Raw genomic sequence first — 11,146 nt, 5'->3', positions numbered from 1 at the left:
CTATTCTGAAGGCAGGTCCACAGCGTGCGTCGAAGTCTGTTGGGAAGGCTGCGAACACATCCTGTCATCCCCGCGAAGGCGGGGACCCATCTCCTGACATTGCCTGTTGCGAAGGCATCAGATGGGTTCCCGCCTTCGCGGGAATGACGGGGTAGGTGGATGATTGCGCCGACGGGGATCAGGCCACCGCCGGGAGTGCCTTCGGCCTCAGCCCCGCGAACCGTTCCACCGTGTCAGCCGCCTCCTGCACCGGGCAGTGCGAACCGAACGTCGGCATGCCGTCAGCCAGCCAGGCGATGCCGTCGATCGTATAGGCCATGCGTTCGCGCTGCCACTGGACGTAGGCACCGTGCGTGGCGAAGGCGCGCTCGATCGCGGCGACGGGGTCCGCGTCCGGTGCGATCACCTCGCCGAAGTGCCACATCGCGTAGTCCTCGCTGTCCCGCCAGTCCACGCCCTTCGCATCGACGAACAGACACGGGCGCGGACGGACGAGGAACTCGTAGACCTGGCTGCTGACGTCGCCCACGTAGAGGTCCGCGCCCAGCGTATACGTCATGTCGTTGCAGCGCGCCGAGCCGAGGTCGACGATCACCTGCCCCGGGATCGCCAGCGCCTCCCACGCGCGCCGCTTCGCCGCCGACCAGCGCTTGGCCAGCCGTACGTGCGGCGCGACGACGAGATTGTAGCGCCCGTCCGCCGCCACCGCCGCGATCAGTCGCCGCCCGAACGCCTCGATCGAGGAGAGCTTCTTCGAGAAATGCGGGTTGTAGAGGATCGTCGGCCGGGCGTTATCGAACAGCGGCGGCCTCGCCTGCCCGCCCCCCAGCCTTTCGCCCAGCACGCTCGCCAGCTTGACCGGGCCGGTCACGGTGCAGTCCTCCGGCCGCAGGAAGCCCGCTTCGACGAGGCGGTCGCGGTCCTTGCGACCGGCCAGCATAACGTGGTCGAACAGACGGAAGCGCGGCTCGAAACCCACGGCGCGGTCGCCCGCGCCGTGAGGGATGTGAAGGATCGGCGGGCAATCCCCCGGCAGGCGCCTCAGCATGGTGGAGGTCCGCTCGGCGCAGAGGATCATCGCCGCATCGCGCAGCCGCTTCGCCCAGAGCGTGAGGCGCGCGGACTTGTGCATCGAGGCCGGCAGCAGCGCGGCTGCGGCGGGCAAGTGCATGACGACGACCTCTGGCGCTGCACCCTGTGTCGCATAGGCCATGGCTGCCGCCACTTCGGCCTCGGTCGACACGAACAGGCGCACCTGCCCCGGATGGCGGCGGGCAAGTTCACAGGCGACCGGCACGATATGGCCGAACTGATGCGCACCGCCGATGGCGAGAACATGGATGCGGGAATGGGCGTTTTTGGGGGGCATCGTGCCCCATTGCCGCAGCGAGGTGGAGCGACCGTGGAGCCTTCATGTAGATTTGCCCATGTTGGGTCGCCGGTCCGACAGCCCGAATGGCGGAAAATGTGGTGAACTGACGTTCACCCCAGAACCATCTCTGTCATCCCCGCGAGGGCGGGGGCCCAACTGATGCCGATGCCAGAGGCACGCTCGGGAGATGGGTTCCCGCCTTCGCGGGAATGACGCTAAAGGGTGGCAAGTTGCCGTCTCAAAATCAGATCGTCATCCCAGCGAAGGCTGGGACCGCTATCGTCATGTCGCGGCGTTTCGGCGAGGCGGGAGAAGCTCCCAGTGCCCAGCCGACAGCACTCATCATGGTCATAGCGGTCCCAGCCTTCGCTGGGATGACGATGGTATATGAACGACGGCCTTGGGGCGTAAACAGCCACCGCAGCAATTTGCCCACGCCGCCCTGCCGCACTCACCCCAACTCGACGCCGCGCCCTCTCCGGGATAAGGCTCACCCCACATGCAGATACTTCTGGTCGAGGACGATGCCGCGCTGGCGGCGCACATCATGGCGGGCGTGCGCGAGGCCGGGCACGTGGTCGAGCATTGCGCCGACGGCCGCGACGCGCTCGTGCGGGCGACGTGCGAGTGCTACGACGCGATCATCCTCGACCGCATGCTGCCCACGCTGGACGGGCTCAAGGTGCTCGCCGCCCTGCGCGCCACTGACGACGCGACGCCGGTGCTCATCCTCTCCGCGCTGGGCGACGTCGACGAGCGCGTGCGCGGCCTGCGGGCGGGCGGCGACGACTACATGGCCAAGCCCTTCGCGATGTCCGAACTGCTCGCCCGGCTGGAAACGCTGGCGCGCCGCAATGCACCCGTGGCGGAAGCGGCCAGCGTGCTGCGCGTGGCCGACCTCGAGATCGACCTCGGCGGCCACACGGTGACGCGCGCGGGCCGCCGCATCCCCCTCACCCTGCGCGAACTGCGCATCGTCGCCTATCTCGCGCGCAATGCCGGGCGGGTGGTGACGCGCACGATGCTGCTGGAGAACGTGTGGGACTACAACTTCGACCCGCAGACCAACATCATCGACCAGCACATCAGCAAGCTGCGTCAGAAGATCACCGCCGAGGGCGAGGCCGACCTGATCCACACCGTGCGCGGCGTCGGCTACACCCTGAGAGCCGAATGAGCCGCCTGCTGCGCTCGCTCTCGTTCCGGCTGACGCTGATCTATGCGGGGCTGTTCTGCCTCTCGGTGGCTCTGCTGATGGGGGCCGGGTACTGGCTGCGCGTGGTCGTGCCGATGGACCAGACCCGCCACATGGTCGAGCGCGAGGCGCAGACCTTGCGCGCCATCGAGGAGGCCCACGGGATCGGCGCCACGGCTGAAGCACTCGACCGCCGCGCGCAGCATTCGGACGGTGCCAAGGCGTTCCACGCCCTGCTGGCCCCCGGAGGCCATGTCGTCACCTCCAACCTGCCCGGCTGGCCCGCCCGTTCGATCGAACGCATGTCTCTGATCGAGGCCGACACTTTCGTCGACGGCGTGGAGATCGACTACGACGCGCTCGTGCTCGACCAGATGCTGCCCGACGGCACCCGGCTGCTGGTCGGCCGCGACGTCGAGGAACTGACCAGCGAGGCCGAGATCCTGCACTTCGCCGCGATCTGGATCTTCGGCGTGACGGTGGTGCTCGGCCTCGGCATCGGCTGGCTGATGAGCCTCGCCATCGGCCGCAGGATCGAGGCGGTGACACTGACCGCGCGGCAGGTCATGGAAGGCGACCTCACCGGCCGCGTGCAGGTGCGCGGCAGCGGCGACGACTTCGACCGGCTGGGCGAGACGCTGAACCTCATGCTCTCGCGCATCGAGACGCTGTTCCAGGCAGTGCAGCGCGTCTCCGACAACGCGGCGCACGAACTGCGCACACCGCTGGCGCGGCTGATCGGGCGGCTGGAACGGCTGGAGCAGGCGGCGGGCGACGACCTGACGATGCGCGTGGCGGCCTCCGACGCGATCGTCGAGGCGAACCGGCTGCAACAGATCCTCTCCGCACTGATGCGCATCTCGCGGCTGGAGAACGGGCGCCATCCGCTCGAACTGCAACGCACCGACGTGGTGCAACTACTGGAGGATCTGGCCGAGTTCTACCAGCCCGAGGCCGAGCGGCTGGGAATCGAACTGGTGCTTTCGGCGCGGCGGCCTCTGGTGGCCGATCTCGACCTCGACCTCGTGTTCCAGGCGCTGTCGAACCTGCTCGACAATGCGCTCAAGCATGCCGGAGCGGGTCGCCGGATCGAAATTTCAGCGACGCGGCGGCCGGAAGGGCTGGACCTCAGCGTGCGCGACGACGGCCCCGGCCTTGCGGCGGACGAAGCGAGGCGGGTGACCGAGCAGTTCTATCGCGGCAAGGGTTCGGGCGGCGTACCGGGCGACGGGCTGGGCCTCAGCATGGTCGCGGCGATCGCCCAAGCCCACGGCGCGGCGCTGGAGTTCGCCGATGCGCAGCCGGGCCTGCGGGTTTCGCTGGTGATTCCGGAGCATCGGCTGGGATGATGCCCGTGCCCAGCTCAGTCCCCCACGTTCGTCATTGCGAGCGCAGCGAAGCAATGACGAGTAGAGAGAGGAGGCACACGAACAGCTGATCCCCCTCTTGCGAGGGGAGCCCGAAGGCTATGATCAGTGCTGTTCGAATACTGCCTGGTGCGGTCGAGAAGACTCGAACTTCCACGGGCTTTCGCCCACAACGACCTCAACGTTGCGCGTCTACCAATTCCGCCACGACCGCTAAATCTTGGAGCTGGATTTGCATCCGCTCCGGGGCAGGAGCGCGCCACTAGCGCACGAATCCGGACCCGGCAAGTGAGTCTTGCAGATTATTTTCATCCAGCGTCATTTTCCTTCCTCAGCCCCCAGTATCCGGGCCGAGTATCCGCCGCTTCATCCGGTGGATGGCCAGCCACACCCCTGCAAGCACCAGCGGAGCCAGCAGCGCGGTCGCCACATGCGCATGAATCCGCGGTGCCAGTTCCTCCAGCCCTTCCAGCATCTTGGCGATCAGGCCGAGCGCGTAGTAGCTCACCGCGACGACCGAGAGCCCTTCAACCAGCTGTTGCAGGCGCAACTGGCGCGAAGCGCTGCGCTCCATCGAGGCGAGCAGCAGGCCGTTCTGGTTCTCGATTCGCGTCTCGATTCGCACCCTCAGCAGCGCCAGTGCCTGCGACGTGCGCTGCGACAGCTGCTCGGCCCGGCGGCGGTGCGCGGCGCAGGTCCGCACGGCGGGCAGGAAGCGGCGCTGGGTGAAGTCCGCCAGCGAGACCTGCCCCGGGATCGCGGCGATATTGAGTTCGGCCAGCCGCTCCTCGACGATGGTGGCGTAGGCGGCGGTGGCGCTCATGCGGAAGTCGGAGGCGCTGGCCTGCGCCACCAGTTCCATCGAGAGGCGGGTCACGTCCTCCAGCAGATCGTCGTCGGTGACTTCGGGGCGAGCGACGGCGCGGTTGGTTTCGCCCAGCATTGCCTCGATCCGGTCGAGCGCGCGCCAGCCCTCACGCGCAACAGGCAGGCCGAGCAGCGCGAGGTTGCGGTAGTTGCCCAACTCCTGCAGCCGCTGCACCGTGCGCGAGAGCGCACCGCCCCCGCCAATGGGCGCCATCCCGCACGCCGCCGCGAGAATCACCCCGAAGCCGTCCTCGCGCAGCCGGAAGTCCGACCAGATCCGCGCCTGCCGTTCTCCGGGCGCATCGCCGATGTAGCAGGTGACGAGGTCGTCCGCCGCGAAGCCCAGTTCGGGCAGCAGCGCCAGCGCCGCCGCCTCATCCTCGACCAGCTGCACGCGCGAGGCGCGGATGACCTTGCCCGGCAGGCTCCCCGCCCATGCCAGCGCATCGGTGAGAGCAGGCCGGATCGCCGCGCCGCCGGTCACGAACAGCGTCGTCGTACTCGCCTCGCTGTGCCGCTCCCATGTGAAGGCGAGCCCCGGCGCGAGGGTCCCGGAAAGATGGCGAGGCCGACTGCACGGCTCTATCGGCCCGGCCGAGGGCAGCGCGCGCATCGCCGCCAGTTCCTCCTCGCGATCGGCCGGATCGAGCAGCCGCACGAACTGCACGATCGACGCCGGCGCGCGGACCAGAGGCCAGCGTCGCAAGTGCATCTCGCTCACTACCATGCGGCGCAGTTCGTGCTCGTTCAGCAAGTCCGCTCCCCCTTTTGCCCGGCGCCAGACTGCGCCTGCGGGGCGGAGGCGGACAAGTGACCCTTGGTACGATGCCGCTTCGTACGATGCCCCTTGGTCGAATACCGGCCCGGTCCAAAGTCCAATATCGACCCGCCATGCCCCGTGCGAAAGCGACAGGCCACAGGACAGGCATAACGGGAGACACGACATGAACATCAGGCAGAAGCGCATGGGCCTCGCCGTTGCGGGAGTGCTGGCGCTGGTGGCCTGCCTGGGCGGGCAGGCCGCGCTGACCTCGACCGCAGAGGCCGCCCCCGCCGCTCCGGCCGCGCCGCCGGTCTCGTTCGCACGCTGCGCGGTATGCCACAACGCCGCCAAGGGCGCGCCCGACAAGCTCGGCCCGAACCTGTTCGGCACTTATGGCCACAAGATGGGCCAAGGCAAGTTCGCCTTCTCGGACGCGGTGAAGAAGTCGGGCCTGACGCTCGACGACGCCACGCTCGACAAGTGGCTGGAGAATCCGCGCGCGCTGGTGCCGGGCAACCGCATGAGCTTCCCCGGCCTCAAGGACGCGGCGAAGCGCAAGGAAATCATCGACTACCTCAAGAAGCAGCGCTGAGTTTCACGACCGACTCTCAAGGAGGCCCGTCCGCCGCGACCCAGCGGCGGGCGGGTTTTTCTTACCCCCCGTTCGTCGTTGCGAGCGCAGCGAAGCAATCCAGAGCCGCATAAACCGCCGTGGATTGCTTCGCTGCGCTCGTAATGACGATGGTGGGTGACGGTCAGCTCGGCGCCACCACCACCGGCTCCGCCCGCACCAGCGCGCGGCCTGCGGCATGCCAGCCCTCGATCCCCTCGGCGAGCCAGTAGACGTGGCGCGCACCGCCTTTCGCCAGACGCCGTACGGCGTTCCAGCCCATCCAGCAATCGGTGCGGCAGAACAGCACCACCGGCAGGCGCGGCCTCCGCCGACGCGCCTCGGCGACCGCCTGCTCCAGCCCGCGCCAGAGCACCGGATCGACCGGACTGCGCCCCGTTTCCGGGTGCCAGAGTGCGCCGGGCACCGTCTCGTGCGGCTGGCTGAGGCGCCACTGGCCGGTCGCGGGGTCACGGTGGCCGGACTCGACCGGAAGCACGTCGATGAACAGCGCTTCGTCCAGCCCGAGCGCGTCCTCCAACGCGATCCGGCGGGCGGGCGCGGGCAGCCGGTCCACCGGCGCGCGGTAACGAGTAATGCGGTAACCATCTGCGTCGAAATCGCCGGCGGCCCGCGCTGCCGGAGCGCAGATTCCGGCCAGAATCAGCCCTATCGCCAGCCTTCGTCCGATGCGTTCCATGGCTCCTCCCAAGGTCCAATATGACGCGGGCGAGGCCCGGCCTACATTGGCCCTTGGTATGATCCGCAAGAAGATCCTGCTGGCCCTCATCGCCACCCTCGCCGCGCCGGTCCCGGCCGCCTTCGCGCTGCCCGCAGACCCGTTGAAATCGCCGATGTGGGAGTATCACGCCGAGCGTCTGTTCGGCGGCGCCACGGTACGCTTCGACCCTGCCGTGAAGGTCGAAATCCCCGAGATCGCAGAGAACCAGCGCGTCTTTCCCGTCACCGTCGATGCGCGCGCCTTGCCACAGGTGAAGCGCATCCTGATCTTCGCCGACCTCAACCCGATTCCCGTCGCGGTGGACTATGCCCCCCGCGCCGCCGCGCCGTTTCTGGCGACGCGGATCAAGCTCGATCAGCGCACCCCGGTGCGCGCGGCGGTGCTGACGGCGGACGGGGTGTGGCACGTCTCGGGGAACTGGATCGATGCGGCGGGCGGCGGCTGCTCGGCCCCGCCGGTCAGCCGGGTGAAGGGCGACTGGGCCGACCACCTCGGCGAAATGCACGGTGCGGCATGGGCACTGGGCGGCACTCAAACGCGCCTCAGGGTGACGTTACGGCACCCGATGGACACCGGCCTCGTCGAGAACATCGCCGCCTACAACATCGAGCGGGTGACCGTGACCTCCTCGGCCGGAACCCCGCTCGCCGACCTCCAGGTCTTCGGAGCGGTGGCCGAAGACCCCGCCTTCACCTTCATCGTCGACGATGCGAAGGGGCCGCTCACGGTCGCCGCGCGCGACAGTTCGGGGCTGGAGTTCGACGGCGTGGTCACCCCGCGCAGCGCGACGCTGGCAGCCAGGTGAACCTCACCCGCCGCAGCCTGATCGGCGCCGCGCTGGCGCTGCCCGTCGCCGCCCGCGCCGAGACCTTCGCCGGAGCCTATGCCCCCAAGGCCGAGCCCGTCGCCGAGGGCGTGTGGATGGTGCGCGGCGCCGATGCGCCGATCCTGTTCGACAACGGCGGCATGATCGCCAACAGCGCCATCATCGCCACCGACGCGGGCGCGGTGCTGTTCGATCCGGGCGTCTCGCTGGAGCATGGCAAGGCGCTCGGCGCGCTGGCGCAGGCGGTGACGGGCAAGGCGGTGGGGCGGGTCTACGTCAGCCACCTGCATCCCGATCATGCGCTGGGGGCGGCGGCCTTCGACCCCGCCATCGTCCACGCCCTGCCCGCCACCCGCGCCGATCTGGAGCGCGACGGCGAGGGATTCTCCGATGCCATGTACCGGCTGCTGTCGGACTGGATGAAGGGCACCCATGTCGTCCTGCCGCTCGGCGACGTGGCGGAGGGGGAGGCCCTGTTCGGCGGGCGCAGGTTCCGGCTCTTCGCGATGCAGGGGCATTCGGCGGGTGATCTCGCGCTGCTCGACGAGGCGACGGGGACGCTGCTGGCGGGCGACCTCGTGTTCCACGACCGCGCGCCCTCGACCCCGCATGCGGATCTGGTGAAGTGGCGGGCGGCGCTCGATCGGCTGACGGCGGTGCAGCATAGGCTGCTGCTGCCGGGGCACGGGCCGCTGGACCGGGACGGCGGCGCCATCGCGCAGACGCGTGACTGGCTGGACTGGCTGGAGGCCGCGCTGACGCAGGCGGTGTCGGACGGGCTCGACATGACCGAGGCGGGAGAACTGCCGATACCCGCGCGGTTCGCCGGACTGAAGGCCGCGCGCTATGAATTGCAGCGCAGCGTCTCGCATCTCTATCCGGGGCTTGAGGCGCGGTTGCTGCCGAGGTTGTAGCGTAGCACGCAGGGCGCCCCGGTGGTTCCCGCCGTTCGTCATTGCGAGCGTAGCGAAGCAACCCAGGGTCGCGCAAACCGCCCTGGATTGCTTCGCTACGCTCGCAATGACGAGGTGGGGGGTGAGGACGAGGTAGGCGAGGCGCAGTTCAGAACCGCGCCCGAACCGACACCGTCAGCCTGCGCGGCGCACCCGGAGCATAGGCGCGCGGATTGTCCGCACCGGGCGCCTCGGCCAGTTCGATCTCGTCGATCTCGGAGAACGTGCCCATCGTGACGTAGTGCCGGTCGAACATGTTGCGCAGTTCCGCCGCCAGCTCGATCCCCGGCGCGACTTCCACCCGGCCCATCATGTCGAACACCGCGTAGGCCGGGGTCTTCGCATTGTCGTTGCCTTCGTCGCCGACCAGCACCTGCCCGGAGCGCGCGCGCATCGCCAAGCCCAGTTCCCAGCCTCTGCCTGCCCGGCCTGCGTAAAGGTTCACCAAATGGCGCGGCACGCCCGGCAGGCGATCGCCGCGCTGGACTTCGACCAGACCGTCCTCGTCCGCCTCGGGGTTGGAGGGGCTCGAAGCCGCGAAATCCTGCCGGAACTTCGCATCCGTAAAGGCATAGCTTCCCGACAGCCGCCAGCCGCCCTGTCGCCAGTCGGCCGAGGCCTCGATCCCCTGCCGCCGCGATTCGCCGAGGTTGGCGAAATAGGCCCGTCCGCGCACTTCCGAGGCGATCATGCGAATGTCGTTCTTCGTGTCCGACCGCCAGCCGTTCACCCGCCACGACAGCGCGCCTCTCCCGCCAGAGAGCCCGGCATGCCAGTTGCGCGCAGTCATCGCCTTGAGCGGCGGATCGGCGATGAAGAAATTCGCCAGCGTGCAGGGCGATTCCGGATCGGCGCAGGACAGTTCCGCCGGCGTCGGATTGCGGCTGGTTAGCGCGAAGCCCGCCGTCGCATGCACATCCGCCCCCAGCGCATAATCGAACTCGATCGAGGGGTTGAGGCGGCTGAACCGGTGGCTGCCGTCGAGCGCGTCGCCCAGCCGGTCGTCCAGTCTAACCGTGTTGCGCGACCAGCGCGCCCCGGCCTCGACCGTCAGCGCGGGGGTCAGCGGAACTTCGGCGCTGGCGAAAAGCGCCAGGTCGCTCATGCGGGTGACGACGTCGACCGGGGTGATGCCGCCCTCTTCCGAGGTCAGCAGCAGGCCGAGGCCCTCGACCGAGCGGTCCTCCTCCAGTTCGCCCAGTTCGGTGGTGGCGGTGAAGCGGGTGCGCGCGCGTTCCCACGAAGCGCCCACGGCGAAGCGGCGAGTGCCGTTCCCGGTCTCGCGCTCGTCGAGCCACTGCAGCATGGCGCCGCCGCTGCGGGTGCGCTCGCGGCCGCGGTTGAACACGGCGTAGTCGTCCACCGCCGGGTCGTTCACCACGCGGGCGCCGTTGGCCAGCAAGGGCTCCTCGAACTCGTCGTCGTCACCTAGACAGAGGTAACCCGCATCGTCCTCGCAAGGCCCGAAGTCGGCGAGGTCGCCGTTGGCGCTCTTTCGGTTGAGGGTCTGCCAGTGCGCGCGCAGTTCGATGCGCCCGGTCTCGCCCGCTGCGATCCACGGTGCGGCGACCAGCCGCGCGAAGCGGGTGTGGGTGACGTCGGGCGTGGTGAACACCGCGTTCCACTTGGCATCGAGCAGTTCGACCGGCGCGACGCCGTTGCCGGTGAGGTCGGTGTCGGCGGCGAGGCCCTGCACCTCGATCCCCCATGTCCCGGCATCGTGGACGCCCTTGGCAAACACGCGCCTGAGCGTCGAGGGCGAGGCGACGCGCCAGCCGTCGTCATGCCGCGCCTCGGCGACGATCAGGAGGTTGTCGGCCTTGTCCCCCAGCCCCAGCGAAGCGCTGCCGCCGACGCTGCCGACCGTATCCACGTCCGCCTGCAGGCGCAGGCCGGAGAGGCTTAACCCGTCATGCGTGGTCAGCAGCAGCGAGCCCGCCAGCGCATTGCGGCCCAGCACCGGGTTGGCGTCATTGAGCTGCGCGTTCGCCAGCGCCATCTCGGGCACCACGTCGAGCAGCACCACGTCGCCGAACGGCTGGTTGAAGCGCACCCCGTCGAGGTAGACCGCCATCCCCTGCTCCGCGCCCTGCAGCGCCGAGGCGGAAAACCCGCGCCAGGTGATCGCTGCCTGCCACGGGTTGCCGGTCGATTCGGCCAGCGTCAGGCCCGGCACGGTGCGTTCCAGCGCGCGGCCGAGATCGCGCTTGCCCGCGATGTCGAGCGCTTGCGGGTCGATTTCGCGCGCTTCGTCGAGGTCGATGGCGCCGCCCGGCGCGGTGACGACGATGGGCGCTTCCTCGGCCAGAACCGGCGAGGCCGAGGCCATCAGCCCGGCGATGATAAGACTTGTCTTTCGCATCCCTCGTGGCGCCTTTGCGGCGCCCTCCCCGTTTGGCACCCCCACCTCGTCATTGCGAGCATAGCGAAGCAATCCAGGGCCGAGTAAGC

9 protein-coding genes and 1 tRNA gene are annotated in these 11,146 nt (G+C 69.0%); 5 read left to right on the top strand and 5 right to left on the bottom strand.

The features are described 5' to 3' along the window. Positions 1-178: 178 nt before the first annotated feature. Positions 179-1,369, bottom strand: coding sequence for a glycosyl transferase (locus PKE80_RS01075; RefSeq protein ID WP_271180907.1), 1,191 nt, complete (start codon positions 1,367-1,369; stop codon positions 179-181). Positions 1,370-1,871: 502 nt separating this feature from the next. Here PKE80_RS01075 and PKE80_RS01070 point away from each other — a divergent pair. Both PKE80_RS01070 and PKE80_RS01065 read left to right on the top strand, forming a co-directional pair. Further along, positions 1,872-2,549, top strand: coding sequence for a response regulator transcription factor (locus tag PKE80_RS01070; protein WP_271180906.1), 678 nt, complete (start codon positions 1,872-1,874; stop codon positions 2,547-2,549). Next, positions 2,546-3,916: a sensor histidine kinase gene (locus PKE80_RS01065; RefSeq protein ID WP_271180905.1), complete on the top strand. Its 1,371-nt coding sequence runs from the start codon at positions 2,546-2,548 to the stop codon at positions 3,914-3,916. The genes PKE80_RS01070 and PKE80_RS01065 overlap by 4 nt, the downstream gene beginning before the upstream one ends. A gap of 145 nt (positions 3,917-4,061) precedes the next feature. Here PKE80_RS01065 and PKE80_RS01060 read toward each other — a convergent pair. Both PKE80_RS01060 and PKE80_RS01055 read right to left on the bottom strand, forming a co-directional pair. After that, positions 4,062-4,148 (bottom strand) — tRNA-Leu (locus PKE80_RS01060). Positions 4,149-4,265: 117 nt separating this feature from the next. Beyond that, positions 4,266-5,555, bottom strand: coding sequence for a DUF3422 family protein (locus PKE80_RS01055; RefSeq protein ID WP_271180904.1), 1,290 nt, complete (start codon positions 5,553-5,555; stop codon positions 4,266-4,268). A gap of 190 nt (positions 5,556-5,745) precedes the next feature. Between PKE80_RS01055 and PKE80_RS01050 the strand changes: the two genes are divergently transcribed. Continuing rightward, on the top strand, positions 5,746-6,156 hold the full coding sequence (locus tag PKE80_RS01050) for a c-type cytochrome (protein WP_271180903.1): 411 nt from the start codon (positions 5,746-5,748) through the stop codon (positions 6,154-6,156). Between the two features lie 163 nt (positions 6,157-6,319). Here the strand turns inward: PKE80_RS01050 and PKE80_RS01045 are convergent, their stop codons facing one another. Further along, on the bottom strand, positions 6,320-6,874 hold the full coding sequence (locus tag PKE80_RS01045) for a rhodanese-like domain-containing protein (RefSeq protein ID WP_271180902.1): 555 nt from the start codon (positions 6,872-6,874) through the stop codon (positions 6,320-6,322). Between the two features lie 58 nt (positions 6,875-6,932). On the opposite strand from PKE80_RS01045, the gene PKE80_RS01040 reads away from it, so the two are divergent. Continuing rightward, positions 6,933-7,721: a quinoprotein dehydrogenase-associated SoxYZ-like carrier gene (locus PKE80_RS01040; protein WP_271180901.1), complete on the top strand. Its 789-nt coding sequence runs from the start codon at positions 6,933-6,935 to the stop codon at positions 7,719-7,721. Next, the gene (locus PKE80_RS01035) at positions 7,718-8,656 is read left to right on the top strand and encodes a quinoprotein relay system zinc metallohydrolase 1 (protein ID WP_271180900.1); all 939 of its coding nucleotides are present in this window, start codon (positions 7,718-7,720) and stop codon (positions 8,654-8,656) included. The genes PKE80_RS01040 and PKE80_RS01035 overlap by 4 nt, the downstream gene beginning before the upstream one ends. A 148-nt stretch (positions 8,657-8,804) precedes the next feature. Here PKE80_RS01035 and PKE80_RS01030 read toward each other — a convergent pair whose 3' ends face one another. Continuing rightward, complete coding sequence (locus tag PKE80_RS01030; RefSeq protein ID WP_271180899.1) at positions 8,805-11,057, bottom strand: TonB-dependent receptor; 2,253 nt, start codon at positions 11,055-11,057, stop codon at positions 8,805-8,807. Positions 11,058-11,146 lie beyond the last annotated feature (89 nt).

It is taken from the genome of Novosphingobium resinovorum (genome assembly GCF_027922145.1).
In the GTDB taxonomy this organism is placed as follows: Bacteria; Pseudomonadota; Alphaproteobacteria; order Sphingomonadales; family Sphingomonadaceae; genus Novosphingobium; species Novosphingobium resinovorum.
Note: the sequence above shows the minus strand (reverse complement) of the source record. Positions and strands in the feature narration are given on the sequence as shown.